Source organism: Bacteroidota bacterium, from assembly GCA_016715945.1.
In the GTDB taxonomy this organism is placed as follows: domain Bacteria; phylum Bacteroidota; class Bacteroidia; order Bacteroidales; family F082; genus JALNZU01.
Map to the genome: position 1 here is coordinate 342,172 of JADJXJ010000003.1, position 16,452 is coordinate 358,623.

The 16,452-nt window shown below is 52.3% G+C and carries 13 protein-coding genes; 8 read left to right on the forward strand and 5 right to left on the reverse strand.

Going from position 1 to position 16,452, the window contains the following annotated elements:
- Positions 1-3 precede the first annotated feature (3 nt).
- Entirely contained in the window at positions 4-1,770 is a 1,767-nt protein-coding gene (locus tag IPM52_11735) for an Ig-like domain-containing protein (protein ID MBK9292280.1), read from the forward strand.
- A gap of 5 nt (positions 1,771-1,775) precedes the next feature.
- Here the strand turns inward: IPM52_11735 and IPM52_11740 are convergent, their stop codons facing one another.
- The gene (locus IPM52_11740; GenBank protein ID MBK9292281.1) at positions 1,776-2,114 is read right to left on the reverse strand and encodes a winged helix-turn-helix transcriptional regulator; all 339 of its coding nucleotides are present in this window, start codon (positions 2,112-2,114) and stop codon (positions 1,776-1,778) included.
- Between the two features lie 189 nt (positions 2,115-2,303).
- Complete coding sequence (gene ade / locus IPM52_11745; protein ID MBK9292282.1) at positions 2,304-3,956, reverse strand: adenine deaminase; 1,653 nt, start codon at positions 3,954-3,956, stop codon at positions 2,304-2,306.
- Positions 3,957-4,102: 146 nt separating this feature from the next.
- On the opposite strand from ade, the gene IPM52_11750 reads away from it, so the two are divergent.
- The 3 genes from IPM52_11750 to IPM52_11760 all read left to right on the forward strand — a co-directional run bounded on the left by IPM52_11750 (position 4,103) and on the right by IPM52_11760 (position 8,148).
- On the forward strand, positions 4,103-4,480 hold the full coding sequence (locus IPM52_11750) for a hypothetical protein (protein ID MBK9292283.1): 378 nt from the start codon (positions 4,103-4,105) through the stop codon (positions 4,478-4,480).
- 79 nt (positions 4,481-4,559) lie between these two features.
- A complete protein-coding gene (locus IPM52_11755; GenBank protein MBK9292284.1) occupies positions 4,560-6,797 on the forward strand; it encodes a TonB-dependent receptor in 2,238 nt (745 codons plus the stop codon).
- An 85-nt stretch (positions 6,798-6,882) separates the two neighbouring features.
- Positions 6,883-8,148: an MFS transporter gene (locus IPM52_11760; GenBank protein ID MBK9292285.1), complete on the forward strand. Its 1,266-nt coding sequence runs from the start codon at positions 6,883-6,885 to the stop codon at positions 8,146-8,148.
- Here IPM52_11760 and IPM52_11765 read toward each other — a convergent pair.
- A complete protein-coding gene (locus IPM52_11765) occupies positions 8,145-8,522 on the reverse strand; it encodes a RidA family protein (GenBank protein ID MBK9292286.1) in 378 nt (125 codons plus the stop codon). The two genes, IPM52_11760 and IPM52_11765, sit on opposite strands and share 4 nt — an antisense overlap.
- A 75-nt stretch (positions 8,523-8,597) precedes the next feature.
- Here IPM52_11765 and IPM52_11770 point away from each other — a divergent pair, with 75 nt between their 5' ends.
- A complete protein-coding gene (locus IPM52_11770) occupies positions 8,598-9,701 on the forward strand; it encodes an ROK family protein (protein MBK9292287.1) in 1,104 nt (367 codons plus the stop codon).
- On the opposite strand, the gene IPM52_11775 is transcribed toward IPM52_11770, so the two are convergent.
- Together IPM52_11775 and IPM52_11780 are read right to left on the reverse strand one after the other, a co-directional pair.
- Entirely contained in the window at positions 9,698-10,168 is a 471-nt protein-coding gene (locus IPM52_11775) for a hypothetical protein (protein ID MBK9292288.1), read from the reverse strand. The genes IPM52_11770 and IPM52_11775 overlap by 4 nt on opposite strands.
- A 27-nt stretch (positions 10,169-10,195) precedes the next feature.
- The gene (locus IPM52_11780) at positions 10,196-12,481 is read right to left on the reverse strand and encodes a T9SS type A sorting domain-containing protein (GenBank protein ID MBK9292289.1); all 2,286 of its coding nucleotides are present in this window, start codon (positions 12,479-12,481) and stop codon (positions 10,196-10,198) included.
- A 378-nt stretch (positions 12,482-12,859) separates the two neighbouring features.
- Between IPM52_11780 and IPM52_11785 the strand changes: the two genes are divergently transcribed.
- From IPM52_11785 to tsaB, 3 genes are all read left to right on the forward strand, one after another.
- Positions 12,860-14,245: a TolC family protein gene (locus tag IPM52_11785; protein MBK9292290.1), complete on the forward strand. Its 1,386-nt coding sequence runs from the start codon at positions 12,860-12,862 to the stop codon at positions 14,243-14,245.
- Between the two features lie 114 nt (positions 14,246-14,359).
- Positions 14,360-15,721: an efflux RND transporter periplasmic adaptor subunit gene (locus tag IPM52_11790; protein ID MBK9292291.1), complete on the forward strand. Its 1,362-nt coding sequence runs from the start codon at positions 14,360-14,362 to the stop codon at positions 15,719-15,721.
- A gap of 16 nt (positions 15,722-15,737) precedes the next feature.
- On the forward strand, positions 15,738-16,439 hold the full coding sequence (tsaB, locus tag IPM52_11795; GenBank protein MBK9292292.1) for a tRNA (adenosine(37)-N6)-threonylcarbamoyltransferase complex dimerization subunit type 1 TsaB: 702 nt from the start codon (positions 15,738-15,740) through the stop codon (positions 16,437-16,439).
- Positions 16,440-16,452 lie beyond the last annotated feature (13 nt).

The window sequence follows — 16,452 nt, forward strand, 5'->3', positions numbered from 1 at the left end:
CGCATGATGCAGCCATTGTTTACTGTTTTCCGGGCCACAGCATTGGCAGGCATACTGCTGTTGTTTGCGGTGCGTTGTGCCAATCCTGTGATGCCTTTGGGGGGCGAAAAGGACTTTACACCTCCCCAGGTAGTGCACGCTGTTCCACCGGCAGGCGGGGTCAACTTCACCGGCCGTATGGTCAGCATTACTTTCGACGAATTCGTCAAACTCGACAAGATCAACCAGCAGTCGCTCATCTCACCCGCACCACCCACGCGGCCCGAATACCGCATCAAAGGCAAAACCCTGCAGGTAAGGTTTGTCGAAGACCTGTTCGAAAACACCACATACACCCTGTTTTTTGGCAATGCCATCGTTGACCTGACGGAAAACAATCCCATCGAGGGATTCAACTTTGTGTTTTCCACCGGCCCGGTGCTCGACTCCATGTCGTTGGCCGGCAAGGTCGAATTTGCGTTCAACCGCAAACCTGCCGAAGGCGTGTTTGTGATGCTCTACCGCCAGCAGCCCGACAGCATTCCGCTTGACTCCCTGCAATTTCGCGCAAAGCCTTATTATGTAGCCCGAAGCGACAAACAAGGGCGTTTCAGATTCACCAACCTGCGCAATGAGCCCTATCACCTCTTTGCCATCGAAGACAAGAACAACAACCTGCTCTACGATAAAGGAAGCGAGCACATTGCGTTTGCCGACAGCCTGGTTTTTCCGGTTTTCAAAGGCAGGCCGGTGTCGGATACTGCAGCCGATACCATCACCTCTGCCGCCGGCAGGATCCGATACAAACAAATTACCGACAGCCTGTATTACGCTTCCATGCCATTGCAAAGCCTGCGAATGTTTGCCGAAGTCGACTCGACGCAGAAGCTGCTCAGGGCCGACGTGCCCCGCACTGGTCTGCTACGGTTTGCGTTTCGTTATCCCGCCAAAGATTTGAAAATCAAGATATTGGATAGTCTGCCTGAGGAATTCAGCCTGGTGAAGACGAGCAATCCGGCAGGCGATACCCTGTTGTGGTATTTCCGCGATGGGCTGGCCGACAGCCTTCGTCTTGTGGTGCAGACCGATACCACAGCTGCCGACACGCTGCGACTTGCCCTCAAACCAAGGCAGCAGGCTGTGCGGCGAACAGCACAGAATGAACCTGCTAACCTGCTGCACATCACCACAAATACCAGTGGCCAGCGCCTCGATCCGGGCAATGTGCTTCAGCTCCGCTTCAGCGAACCAGTGCTGCACTATGCCATGCGCGATACCAACATCTTCATCCGCAATAATGACACCCTGTTCAATGTGCTTGATTTCAGGGCAAAGGATCAAACAGGCCTGATTTTCGAGCTTGCCGGTCCAATTCCGGAAATGAACGAAAACATCCGCATGATCATCCCCGACTCCGTATTCTTCGGGCTCAACGGCACGGTAAACGAACGGACAGAAATTTCATTCAAGATACCACCTTTGACTGAATACGGTACCATCAAGGTGCTTATCACCGACCTGCCCCACAGCCTTGTTATCATCCAGCTGGTCGATCCCAAGGACGAGGTCGTGCAGCGCATCACCATCACCGAAAAAGGGCAATACACCTTTGGCCCGCTGCGGCAGGGGAAATATCGCCTCAAGGCCATAAACGATGCCAATGGCAACAAGCGCTGGGATACGGGCGATGTGGTGAAACGCCTGCAACCTGAATGGGTTACCTATTTCGAGAAGGATCTGGACGTGCGGCCCAACTGGGACATCGAAGAGGAATGGGCCATTAGCTTTTGAACCGGTCAGGCGGTCTGACGCTCTATCTGCTTGGTTCGGGTTGTATCGGCCTCTTTACACTTGCCCAGACAACGAATAATGTCGGAGAGCGACTCGTTGACCAGCGAATAATAAATCTTTTTGCCTTCGCGCCTTGCCATCAGTATCCCCTTGTTTTTCATTATGTTGAGGTGATGCGATGCCGCTGCCTGCTCAATCGAAAGTTGATTGTAAATCTCAGTGACGCTCATCTGCTGGGTATTGGTCAGCATCTCGATGATAGCAATACGCACGGGATGGGCCATGGCCTTCAGCCTGGCCGAGAGTTGTTCCAGCTTATATACGTTCAGTTCAATGTTTTCCATGTGTCGCTCCTCCATGCCGCAAAAGTAAATCCATACTGTTAATTTTTGAACAGTAACACATGGAAAAATTCACATATGAAGCTAATTCAGATGTGATCTAAATTAGCACCCCCTGAACCTTAGTGGGTTTATTGACGGTTCTTCCCGGCTGCTGCGCAGTAAACATCTAAAGATCAGGCTGAGAGATATTTAACTGACCGTGTCTGCTTCCAGGCTTGTGAATTCAAATTTGCTGCCGTCGAAGAGGCCCTTATCGCTCAGTTTGAGCTGAGGTATGACAAGCAAGGCCATAAACGAAAGTGTCATAAACGGTGCCTGCATGCGGCTGCCCAGCGAGGCAGCAAAGGCATTGATTTTTTCGTAGCTCGAGGCCACTTCAAAACCGTCGTTGTCCGACATCAATCCGGCAACAGGCAGCGGGACAAGCACATGCGATTTTCCATCGACGGCCACAATGCCGCCCTTGCTTTGTGCGAGCAGCCGGAGCGCCTCAAGCAGGTCGTCGTCGTTGGTGCCGCAAGCGATGATGTTGTGGCTGTCGTGTGCAACAGTCGAAGCGATGGCACCTTGTTTGAGGCCTAATCCATGAATGAAACCAATGGCCGGCGGAGCTGGTTCGAAACGGTTCATGACCAGAATCTTCAGAAAGTCCTGGCTGGTATCGCTTTCCAGATAACCATCCACCGGGCGGGGACGCCCGATGAGGGTTTCGGTAATCAGTTGTCCTTCAATGGCTTTGATGATTTTTACCGGTTTGCCGTTATCGGGCACTTTAAGTTGCCCGGGCAAGAGTTCGATGATCTCGAACCTGTTTGGCCTGTGGCTTTCGACCCTTTCTATAAGCGATTGGCCATGCGATGCCACCATCCGGCCGCCAACATATGTTTCGCGCACCTTGAAATCGTTCAGGTTATTAACAAGAATAAAGTCAGCCGGGTCGCCGGGTTGCAGCAGGCCGGTGTTGAGCCTGTAATGTCTGACCGGGTTGAGGGTGCAGCACCTGATCACTTTCATCGGATCGTATCCTGCAGCAATGGCACGTTTGACAAGCAGATCGATATGGCCCTGCACGAGTTCGTCGGGATGTTTGTCGTCGGAGCAGAACATCACCATGTCGGGCGATTCGTCGAGCACCGGCAGAAGCTCTTCAAAATTGCGGGCTGCAGAGCCTTCCCTGATCAGCACCTTCATTCCAAGGGCTATTTTTTCGCGGGCTTCGTCCAGTTCAAAGCACTCGTGGTCGGTGGTGATACCTGCGGCAGCATATTTTGCTGCTTGTTCGCTCCGCAAGCCCGGGGCATGTCCGTCAACCGGCTTGCCGTATTTTTTGGCCAGAGCGAGTTTGGCCTGCACTTCGGCATCACCAAAGATCACTCCGGGCCAGTTCATCATTTCGGCCATGTAGTTGATTTCCGGCCGGGCCATCAGCACATCGAGGGCATCCACACCAAGTTTGGCGCCGGAAGTTTCGAAACCAGTGGCCGGTACACAGCTGGGTGCGCCAAAATAGAAGTGAAAGGGCACCCGTTTTCCGTTGTCTATCATAAACTCCACCCCGGATAAACCCAGTACATTGGCTATCTCGTGCGGGTCGGATACCGTGGCCACCGTGCCGTGGATTACCGCAATGCGTGCAAACTCGGCCGGGGTGAGCATCGAACTCTCGATGTGCACATGTGCATCCACCAGCCCGGGCAACACATACGGCCCATCAACAGTGCGGTCTTCAGTCACGCTGACAATTTTTCCATGCTCAACCTCAATCCGGCCGGGAAAAATCCGTCCGGCGACCACATCGATTATTTTACCCTCTACCGAAAAGCTGGAATTGATTGGTTTCATTAAAATGTCATTTAAAACTGTAAAGATACACCTTAGTAGTCAGCCGTGTCAAACTGTGGGGCTCGGGCATCATGAGGAAGCTAAGCTTTTAAAAAATAGTTAATTTAAGTTGCAGTTGTTCAGTATGTTCTATTTTCGCGCCTGAAATGATGCTAAAACGCTTACGCACATTGGGTTTGATCGTGATGTGGCCCTCGGCCGCAGCGCTGTTGTTGTTTTTTTACGCGCAGGCTGCCTGGTGGCACTGGCATCGTCTGCCCGACGGCAGCCTCATAGGCCATGCCCATCCATTTAAAAGCGATAACCCCAGCCCGTTTCAGCAACACCAGCACAGCACGCAGCAGCTCGCATTTCTCGCCCAGTTCAGCATTGGTCATGCAGCAACCCAACAGACGCAACCTTTGCTTACCGGCGGCGGGTTCGTCAATTTTCATTATGCTGAAGATCTCGGCGATGAAGTGCCTCCATCAGAACTTCATGCTGCATTGGGCCTTCGCGCTCCGCCTTTTCTCATGTTCGTTTGATGAACAATCAGCTTTGGCTGACTTGTTAATTTTCTGATTTCCAAGACTTTTTACGAACAATTCAATTCTTCTTATGAACATGAGATATTTATGTCTATTGCTATATCTTGTTGCAGGCATGCCACAGCTTTGGGCTAATCATCAGCGACCGGCCACTGATGCCAATATTTTTGGACATGTGCTGGATGCGAAAACCGGCGAACACCTGCCATTTGTCAACATCCTGATCAAAGGAACAAGGCTGGGTACTACTACCGATGCTTCAGGTCATTATTTTCTGGCTAACGTACCTGTTGGCGAGCAGGTTTTGCTGGTTTCGGCGCTTGGCTACAGGCAAGGGCAGGCGCTGTTTGTTGCTCAGGCAGGTAATACGTTGGAGGTCAATGTGATGCTTGAGCCGGAAGCGATCAATCTTCAGGAAGTGGTTCTGTCGGCCAGTCCCACAGCCAGCGGGTTCAGGTATCAGCCCGATGCCGTTTTGCTGGGCGAGATGCTTCAGCGCAAATCGGAAGTCAGTTTTGGCGAGATGCTCAATGGTCAGGCGGGACTGGCCATGCGCAGCATGGGTTCGGCACCGGGTCGGCCGGTCATACGTGGTTTGGGTGGCGACCGGGTGCTGATGCTCGAAAACGGCGAGCGCATGGGCGATGTTTCTGAGACTTCGGCCGATCATGCCATCAGCCTCGATCCGTTGGCTGCCAGCCGCATCGAAATTATCCGCGGGCCGGCGGGGCTGCTCTACGGACCAAGTGCTATCGGCGGGGTGGTCAACGTGCTCACCTCCGATATTCCCGATCAGCAGGGTGGAAGCGGGGGCGGACTCATCGCATTGCACGGGGCAAGCATGAACCGAATGGGTTCTGGATTCGGACGATATACCTATGCCCGGGGCACTTCGGCATTCACCGCACGTGTCGCCTTGCGGCAGGCAGGAAATATTACCACACCCGAAGGTGAGCTGCCCGGCACTTCGATGAACAACTTTGATGCATCAGCAGGCTGGGCCACCGAAAACCGCTATGGCATCGGCGGATTCAGCTTGTCGGCCAACAAGCAGCAGTACGAAATTCCCGACAAGATTGACATTGAGGGTGAGCGTGTTGAAATTCGCACCTCACGACAAAACCTGCAGGGCCGCTGGAATGCAGGCAGAAAAGGCTTTTTCGATCGCTGGCAATTGCGTTTTAATGCTGCAAGTTTCAGGCAAAAGGAAGTGGAAATCACCGAGCCGCCTGCAGGACCTTTTGAGGAATTTGTCGGCCTGACCTACAATCAGCAAAGTTTCAGCGGCACCCTTACAGCCCAGCATAAGGCTTTCCGGTTTTTCGACCGGGGTGCCCTGGGGATGACCCTTCAGCTGCGCCAACTTGATATTTCTGGTCCTGAGGCATTTACACCAGGCGAGATCCGGAATAACCTGGGATTGTTCACTTTTCAGGAAATTCCGCTTTCGGATAAGTTCAGGCTGCAGGCCGGATTGCGCAGCGACCTGCAATACCTGCGTGCCATGCCCAACGATGTGTTTACGCAGGTGAACGACAAGCGATTCCGGTTAAATGTAACTGCCTCGGCAGGTTTCAATCACCGACCATTGCCCGGTTGGGAAGTGGGCGCTCAGCTGGCACGCTCGCACCGAAATCCCTCGGTGACAGAACTTTATGCCAATGGTCCACATCTTGGGGCTGGCACGTTCGAGATCGGTAACCCTCAGCTTGACGACGAGGTCGGACATGGGGCCGATATGTTCGTCCGCTTTGAAAATAAAGTCCAAAAGGCGGAGTTTGCCTTGTTTCACACCTATTTCCGCAATTTTATCAGCTTTGAACCCTCGGGAACAAACGATCCTGTTTCGGGCTACCCTGTGTTTACTTACCAGGGTCGCGAGGCCAGCCTGAGTGGGGGTGAGTTGCAATATTCCCGCAAAATCGGCGGAGGTTTCGAAGCTGGGCTTGTGGCCGACTTTGTGTATGGCCGCATGAAACCTGATCGGCTCAGTTGGCAGCCTCTGCCATCGATTCCTCCGTTTCGTTTCGCTGCCACATTGGATTATGAGCGCCAACGGTGGTGGGCAGGAGCAAAGGTGCAGCTTGCATCCGCTCAACACAGGGTAGCTCCCGGCGAGGAGGTCACCGATGGCTACACTTTGCTGGGTTTACATGGGGGATGGCGCTTGAGCCGGGCCGGCCGCCATGTGCTGGCTTTTCGCCTCGACAACGCCCTCAATACCAGCTACCGCGACCACCTCTCGCGTGTGGAAGACCGCGGTTATCCCATGCCCGGCCGCAACCTGTCGGTTACCTACCGCTGGTATTTCTGAACCGTGCACCGTTTCCGGTGCAACGCTAACTTGACCTGTTTGTGCCCGGCGCAGTGTTTTGACGACCTTTGCACCGGAAATAGGCATGAACCGTTACCTCGACATCCGCTCCTACCTCGAAAGGCTCACCTTTGTCTTTAGGGCACTCGAAAGCCGAAACTTCAGGATGTTCTTTTTTGCCAACCTGTTTTCGTTGCTGGGCACCTGGATGCAAAACCTTGCCATCGGCTGGCTGGTGTATAGGCTCACCGATTCGGCCGCATACCTGGGACTTACCGGATTTATGGGGCAAATACCAGCCTTGCTGCTTACCCCTGTGGCAGGGGTTTATGCCGACAGGATGAACCGGCGCAATGTACTGGTCATTACCCAAACAATCCCAATGCTGCTTGCCTTTCTGTTGGCTATCTTGCTTTATACCAATACATTAAATGTGCATATCGTGCTCGGTATCGTGCTGGTCAACGGTTTTGCTCTGGCCTTCGACACCCCGTTCAGGCATGCCTTTCTGCTTGAGATGGTGGGCGACAAAAAGCTCATTCCCAATGCGGTGGCACTCAATTCCACCCTCGTAAACACGGCCAGGTTTATCGGCCCGACGCTTGGGGGGCTACTGGTGGCGCTTTATGGCGAAGGTTTTTGTTTTTTACTCAACGGCATCTCCTTTATCGGGGTTGTGGTTGCCCTCCTGATGATGAAGACCCCCGGTTTCAAGCCTCAGGTAAGGAATCGGACTGTTATCCAGGACCTTAAAGAAGGGTTTGGCTACACATGGCGATTCATTCCAGCCCGGTATATGATCCTGCTGGTCACCACCACCAGTTTGTTTGGGCTTCCCTTCCAGGGTTTTCTGCCGGTGTTTGCGCGCGATATTTTGCAGGGTGGATCGCAATTGCTTGGTTTTCTGACAGGTGCTGTTGGCGCGGGTGCCCTCACCGGGGCATTTTATCTGGCATCGCGGCAAAGCATGCGCCCACTGCCCGGCATTATTGCCATAAGTGCCCTCACTTTTGGCATCGGATTGGCCATCTTCAGCCAATCGCAGCTTGCATGGTTTTCGCTGCTCATCTTATACCTCAGCGGTTTCGGCATGATAACCCAGTTTGTGGCCACCAATACCCTGCTGCAAACTTTGGTGGAGGAAGATAAAAAAGGTCGGGTGCTTTCGTTCTACAGCATGTCGTTCATGGGCTTTACGCCTTTGGGAAGCCTGCTTCTTGGCGCGGCTGCGGAATATGCCGGCGTGCAAACAACCTTTCTGCTGGCAGGATTGGTGTTGTTAGTTGCCGGATTGCTCTATCGCCGCCAGCTGAATAAGATCAGGAGCATACTTTTCGGCAGTCCGGCTTAGTCAATTGCGGCAATGGCCTCCACCTCGACCAGCAAACCATGGTGCAATGGCCCGGTAGGCACTATGGAGCGAGCCGGCCTGTGTTCGCCAAAAAAGCCGGCATATGCCTGATTGGCTTCGGGCCATAGGCTGATGTCGGCAATAAATACAGTACATTTCACGATTTTGTTCCGGTTGCTTCCTGCTGCTTTCAGGATGTTTTCCAGATTGGTCAGAGCAATGACAAGCTGCTCGCCGGCGGGGAGATGCAGGGGTTGCCGCGATACCGGGTCGATGGCCAGCTGTCCGGAAACAAAAATAAGTCCGTTGTGCACGATGGCCTGGCTGTAATGGCCGGCCGGTGCAGGTGCGAATGTAGTGCTGATGTGCTGCATTTGTGTCAAACTTGCTTTTAATGGGGATTACTTAAGGGGTGATTTTCTATTTTTACGCAAAATAACATTATTGGGATGAGCAGGGATACAAGTACCGTTTTTGTGCTTGATGCAGGAGGTACAGGATTTAAGTTTTCGGCGGTCAGAAGCGGGTTGGAAGTGGTTGAGCCCTTCACCATTCCCGCAGCAGGCCAAAGCCTGAATGAGGTTTTAGACAAGATCATTGCAGGTTTCACGATGATAGGGGAGCGTTGCGGTTGCCAGCCTGCTGCCCTGAGCTTCAGCTTTCCCGGACCGGCCGATTACGCTTCGGGGATTATAGGCGATCTCGAGAATCTGCCGCATTTTCGTGGCGGAGTAGCCCTGGGACCTATGCTCGAGGAAATTTTCCGCTGCCCCGTTTTTATCAATAACGATGGCGACCTCTTTGCCTATGGCGAAGCTTTGCAGGGCTTTTTACCCGAGGTGAACCGCCTGCTCGAGCAACAGGGCAATCCCAAACGCTATCAAAACCTGCTTGGCGTAACGCTCGGCACCGGTTTCGGCGGGGGCATCGTGCTCAATGGCAACCTGCTTCGTGGCGACAACTCGGCCGGAGGCGAGATCAACCGCATGCGCAACTTGCTTTATCCGCAAACCAGCGCCGAAGACAGCATCTCCATCAGGGGAATAAAACGCGTTTTTGCCCGCGAAGCCGGCATCGACCCTGCCGCCTGCCCCGAACCTTTTGGTATTTATGAAATTGCTATGGGCCGTAAGGATGGCCACCGCGAGGCAGCACTCAAGGCGTGGGACGAAATGGCAAAAGCGCTGGCCGACGCCCTGGCCAATGCGGTTACGCTCATCGACGGATTGGTAGTTATCGGCGGTGGACTTTCCGGCGCATGGCCAGTGTTCATGAAGCCGCTTGTGAGATACATGAACGAGGCTTTTGCCGACCTGCAGGGCAAGGCCGTGGACCGCCTCGAAATAAAAACTTACAACCTGCAGGATGATGAGCAGGTGATTGCTTTCACCGAAAAAACCGGCCATATGGTCAAAGTGCCCAAGATTGACCGCGAAGTGTGGCTTTGGTACGATCCTGTCAAGAAAACCGGTGTGGGCATCAGCAAACTCGGCACTTCGAGCGCTGTGGCTGTAGGGGCTTATGCTTATGCTGCCCAGCAGCTAGGGTTTTAATCAGTTATCTTATATACCTCAAAATCAAGCAACTCGGAAGTCTCTCCGGAAGAGAGAAGCTTCTTGGCTGTGCCAACAATCTTCACCTTGTCGCCGTCGCGCCATACCCTGCAGTTCAGGCTCGACGAGAATCCGGTCATCGAAATGAAATAGCTGTTCTGATAACTTCCTGAAAATGTGGCGCCAAAAAGGTTTACTACCCCGCATTGCACCGAAATACCCGAAGAAGTGGCACTGATCGTCAGGTAAGCATCCTGGTCTTTGGTGGTTACATAATTTAATGTGTCCAGCCTTTTCACATGTTCGGCTTTGCCGGCGTAGGTTCCAACCAGCAGCTCGGTCGGGCAATTGCTGCAAAGCTCCCAGTTGTTTTCAACCTCTTTCTTGCACGACAAAGTAATGATAATCAGGGCAATGGCAAATATGGCTGTGCCAATTTTCAAGTGTCGGGAAGTTGTTTCAGTCATTTTTCTGAGTTTGGGTTGAAACCTGAATTATTGCCTGATGAATTTGATGCTGCCCGTAGTTTTTCCCGATTCATCCATAATGGTTGCAAAATAGGCGCCCGATGGCCACGATTGCACATTCAGGACGACGGAGGCCTGCCCGAGCAGCACCATTTCGCTGAGAATCTTTCCCGACATATCGTTTATGGTCAACGTGCCGTTCAGGCTCCGGCCCCAATTCAGGCTGAGGCTGTCGTTTGCAGGATTGGGCTTGACCTTGAGCTGCAATGATCTGATATCCAGATTCTTGTCCAGACCTACTAATTGTGTGTCCCATGCTGCCAGGGTGTATTGTCCGGGCTGGAGGTTATCCACATTGAGGTATCCGATCGACCACAGCCCTGTGCGCGTGTGAGGAATGGCCTGCCAGTCGTGCGCAGGTGATGGACGGTAGAGTATAACCACCGAGTCGGCAGCCGAGCGGATCAGGCCGGCATCAAGGTTGGCGGCATTACTGTAAAAAAACCTTCCGCGCAATTGTGTTCCGGGCCTGAAAATGCCGCTGATCTCCCAATGCCTGTAGGGCGACAACCTGAGACCCGGTATGGGCGATTTCAGGCTGTCGGGCGCCACCCAATGGTGTGTGATGCGGTAGAGCGACGAATCGGGCACTGCATCCGCATACAACGTGAAACTGAGTTTCGAAAAATTAAATGTTCCCGGAGCACGGATCACCCCGCTCACATCGGTGGTGGCATCGGCAGTCTTGTCATAATAATCCGGAAAAACCACCACCGGTTCGAAGGGCAGAAATTTCACTGAATGGCCTGTGCGTCCGCTAAAGTGTACGGTATCGGTGTGCATCTGCCACTGCGGGCCGACAAAGGTAAGCTCGAGAATATTGCTATTGGCCAGAAAATCAACACCTTTGTACTTTTGCCGCAAATACACCTCTGTTTTGAAAAGTGCACCTTCCTGCGTCACGCGTAGCGAATCGTACCAAAAATGAGGTGTGCCGGGGGTAAACACCCAGGCTTCAAAGAAATCATTGAGGTTGATGCCTGAGTGTGCCGACAGGGCATTGCGAAGGTCGTAGCTGGAGGCATGGCTGAAACGAAAGGCATCCAGATAGGCCCGCACCGCAGGAAAAAACTTGTCCTGCCCCATGTAGTTCATCAAGGTATGAATCACTGTGGCCCCTTTGTCGTACGAAGTGTTGCCATAGGTGTATTGTTCGGGCACATTGTTGAGCGCCCAGTAGCCTCCATCGCTCAGGTGGGCATTGCGGAGCACCTCGTAATGCGTGTTGTTCATTTCGGTACGGTAAAGCTGGGGGCTATATAGGTCGTGCTTGTAGAAATGGTGGCAAAAAGTGGCCCAGCCTTCGTTGAGCCACATCTCGCCTGCCGAGGCACAGGTGGTGGAATTGCCAAACCACATATGCGACAGCTCGTGCGCAATCAGATATTCATTGTTCAGGTTGCCCGAGAATGAAGAGTGTGGTAGTGCGATATTTTCCACATGTTCCATGGCGCCGATGGCTGTGCTGGTGTATCCGATGCGGTCGAAAGGATAGGGGCCATAGCGGCTTTCGAAACTATCCATGATCTGCCCCAGGGTCTGGAATGTACCAGCAACCTTGAGCGAATCCTGCGGTCGCGAAAAAATGGTGACCGGGATGATGCCATTCATGCCCTGATATTCCCATTGATGAAAGGCATAGGCACCAATGGCCACGGAGGCCAGGTAGGTGGGAATAGGTTTCTGCAGATGCCAGTGCCAGGTAGAGCTTCCATCGGGATGACTTGTAACCGAATACAATGCGCCCCCCGATGAGGCTTTCATGCCTGCTGGCACGGTGGCCAGCACTTCGTAAGAGGCCCTGTCGGTAAAATCGTCAATGCACGGAAACCATGCCTTGCCCAGATTATGCGGAATGCTCACAAAACCAACACCGAGGTTGAAGGCATAATTGCCGCTGAAATGAAACCCACCCCATTGCTCGCTGAAAGGCACACCATGATAATGGATATCAATAGTCAGCGTATCCGATGGCTGGGCCTGAAATCCTGCCTCGATTGCCAGTCGTTCGCCAGTGTGCGAAAAGCTTGATTGGCTTCCGTTTAGCCGCACCGAATCCACGCTCAATTGCTTCAGCTCCAAAGGAATAACTGTTGTTGGAAGCTTGGTCACCAGGTTCAGCCTTGCCGATGCGTGTATACTTTTCTGCACAAAATTGATCTGCCGGATGTGGATGCGGTAGTGGAGCACATCCACAGTGTCGGATGCCGGAGAAGCTTGCAGTGCAATGCGATCTGCAAACAGACACATCATAAGAAACGGCAAAATATTTTTGATATACCTGTACATTATATCGGCTTTTACATTCTTGTCAAAATTACAGCAATCCACTGTGCCGTACCCGATGCTTCATTGATTTGTGGAGCAAAAGCCCTACTTTTGCTCTTCTGCTTTATGACAGAAGCTTTTTTAGCCAGGTAGTGCAATCAAAATTACTTTCGGATTGTTTGTTAGTATTGGATCGAACGGTGTGTGCGAAAACGAACAATTGATGTATTCATATGGACACCACACCTTGGTTTTTGAAGAATGTGAGGGGATATATCGTTGATCTTTAGTGTTTTAATAATATGGCACGCTTTTGGCCAGTCGGAAACAAAATTGAATTGAACAATGAAAAGTTTTAAAGTTGTGAGAACATCGCGTCCCGAAACTATTCTGACTGTGCTGATGGTGGCCTTGCTGTTTGCCTCTGGCGGATTGATAGCCCAGAAGCACATGAGCCTCGAAGATTGCATCAACCATGCCTTGGAGCACAATATCCGGATCAAACAGGCCAGGCTCGAAGTGGAAGCTGCTGCAATCAGCAATACCGAGAGCAGGCTGAGCTTGCTGCCCTCGCTCAACGGCAGTGTTTCGCACTCCTTCGGTTGGGGACGTTCGGTGGATTTGGCCACATACAGGTATGTTGATCAGCAAACCCAGTCGAGCTATTTTAATCTGGGCTCGGAGGTTTCGCTGTTCGGAGGCCTGCAGAAGCACGAAACCATCAAACAGCGCAGGGCCGACTACCTTGCTGCCATGTATGGACACGACAAAATGCAGAATGATATTGCCCTCACTGTAGCAAGCTATTATTTGCAGATTCTTTTCAACCGCGAGCTGCTGGCCAATGCCCGTGCCCAGGCCGAAGTCACCCGCCAGCAGATCGAACGCACCAGAAGTTTGGTCGAAGCCGGAACCCTCGCCAGGGGTGCCCTGCTTGAGGTGCAGGCACAGGGAGCAAACGAGGAAGTGACAATTGTGCAGGCTGAGAACCAGCTCAACCTGGCCTATCTCGATCTGCTTCAATTGCTTGAAATCGAAGCCGGAACACCAATCGAGATTGAGGTGCCTGTGCTCAAAGTGGACACTGCGCCTGAGGTGCTGCCCATTCAGATGATTTTCAACAAAGCCCTTGATGTGATGCCGGAGATCAAAACTGCAGAGATGCGACTCAAAAGTGCCCGGCATGCCTACAATATCGCAAAAGCAAACCGCTATCCCAGCCTGGGACTCTCGGCCAGCCTCGGAACCAATTATTCCGACCAGATACGGTTGAGCAATAACCCGCTCGACCCCGATTACAATCGCATCAAATCTTTTGAGGATCAGTGGAAAGACAACCGCAGCGCTACACTCTCGCTGCGCCTGAGCGTCCCGATTTTCAACGGGTATCAGATCAGTTCCTACATCGGACGATCAAAAATCAATGTGCTCAATGCGGACTACAACCTGCAGCTCAGCCAGAACACCTTGCGCAAAAGCGTTGAAACAGCCTATGCCGATGCCATGGCCAGCCTCTCCACATACAAAGCCCGCGAGAAATCGCTGATCAGCCTGCGCGAATCGTTTAACTATACCGAACAGCGGTTTAATGTGGGGATGGTCAACGCAGTGGATTACAACATTGCCAAAACGCAACTCAATCGCGCCGAATCAGAGCTGCTGTCAGCAAAATATGACTACATCTTCAAGCTCAAAATACTTGATTTCTATCTCGGACGCTCGCTTACACTGGCCGACTTGCAGGAATAAACATGAAAAACAGTCAATTGTGATCACCACATAACCTCAGCCCGTTGCGCAATTCTGCCGGCGGGCTTTAGCACGAAATAACCTTACTTCAACACGCAAAACCAACACATGCCCATGAAATCGAATAAAAAATCTGCAAAGACCTGGTACATCCTGCTGGCCCTGGTGGTAGTCATCCTCGTTGTTGTGGTTGTTGTTGCCCGGCAGCGCAGCCACAAGGCTACGGAGGTGAGCACCGAAAAAGTAATCCGCCGTACCATTACCGAAACCGTGGCAGCCAACGGCAAAATCCAACCAGCACTCGAGATCAAGATCAGCCCGTATATCTCGGGCGAAGTGGTTGAACTCTTTGTGCGCGAAGGCGATTCGGTGCGCAAAGGCGATATCCTGGCCCGCATCGACCCAACTATTTATCAATCGAATTTTGAACAGGTAGAGGCCAGCTACAACTCGGCGAAAGCCAATATGGCCAACACCCGTGCGCGGGTTGCACAGACCGAGGCACAACTCAACAAAGCCCGGCTCGATTACAACCGCAACGAGCAGCTTTGGAAACAGAAGGTAATTTCCGATGCCGACTGGGATGCCATCAAAGCCAACTATCAGGTGATCAGCGCCGAGTTTGAGGCCGCCAAAGAAAGCCTGCGTGCCACACAGTTTCAGGTGCAGAATGCCGAAGCTGCGCTCCGTGAAGCACGCGAAAACCTCCGTCGCACAAGCATTTATGCGCCAGCCAACGGCACAGTATCCCGGCTTAATGTCGAAGTTGGTGAACGCGTTACCGGCGCTTCACAGTTTTCGTCGGGTACCGAAATTATGAGGCTGGCCAACCTTAACAATATGGAAGTCAGGGTGGAAGTAAGCGAAAATGATATCCCGAGGGTAAAACTCAACGACACCTGCATCATCGAAGTGGATGCCTACCTGGGCCGCAAATTCAAAGGATATATCACCGAAATAGCCACTTCGGCCATCTCATCCGGTTTGTCAGTAGATCAGGTGACTAATTTTGAGGTTAAGGTGATGATGCTCAAAGACTCTTACGCCGATCTGATCAACCAGGCAGGCAAAATCCAGTCGCCCTTTCGCCCGGGAATGACTGCCACCGTAGATATTCAAACCCGCCGGGCCGAAAATGTGCTTTCTGTCCCGATTCAGGCTGTTACCACAAGGGACGATACCAGCTCGGTACAAAAAACCGGAAAGAAACCGGCCGCAGTTGCCGAAAAAAGCAATTCCAATAACAAAACAGCCCAACTCCAGGAGTATGTCTTTGTGGTTGAAGGGGATAAAGCGCGGATCCGTGCCATCAAAACGGGTATTCAGGACAATACCTTTATAGAAGTAACAGAAGGTCTCGAAGAAGGAGAAGAAGTCGTTACAGGACCGTACCGCGTTGTATCGAAAACCTTGCGCAATGGCGAATCTGTGAAGCGGGTGGAAGAGAGCAAACTGTTTGGAAACAATAAAAAATAGCCGTACTTAATTTGCTGTGACCACGATACTGCTTGTTGAAACGACAACGGAGACCTGTTCTGTAGGCCTGGCTGTCGGGGGGCAGCTGATTTCGCTCAGGGAGGTGCGCGACCAAAAGTCGCATGCATCGCGCCTGGCTGTCTTTATCAAGGAAGTTTTGGCCGAGGCGGGCGTTGTACCCCGTATGCTTTCGGCTGTGGCCGTAAGCTCCGGTCCGGGTTCTTACACCGGTTTGCGCATCGGGGTTTCGGCTGCAAAAGGGCTTTGCTACGCCCTGGATATTCCATTGATTGCAGTGGATACCCTTCAGTCAATGGCCACAGCATTTGCATACACTTACCGGCAAAATATCGGTCCGGGCGACATCCTGATACCCATGACTGATGCCCGCCGGATGGAAGTGTACGCTGCCCTTTTCGATTCAACAGGAAAGCGTATGACCGAAACCACCGCCAAAGTGCTCAATGCAAATAGCTTCGATGACCAAAGCAATCGCATAATATGGCTTTTCGGCGATGGTGCAGCCAAAACTCAAGAACTGTTCCGCGACCACAATTTCATTCACATCCAGCCCAACTTCCTGCCATCTGCAGCCCATCTTGCAGTTCCGGCCGATTTTGCTTTTTCTAACAATCAATTTACCGACCTGGCTTACTTCGAGCCTTTTTATCTGAAAGATTTTGTGGCCGGCATACCAAAAGTGAAGGGGCTGAAATAGCCTCAAGCTAGTT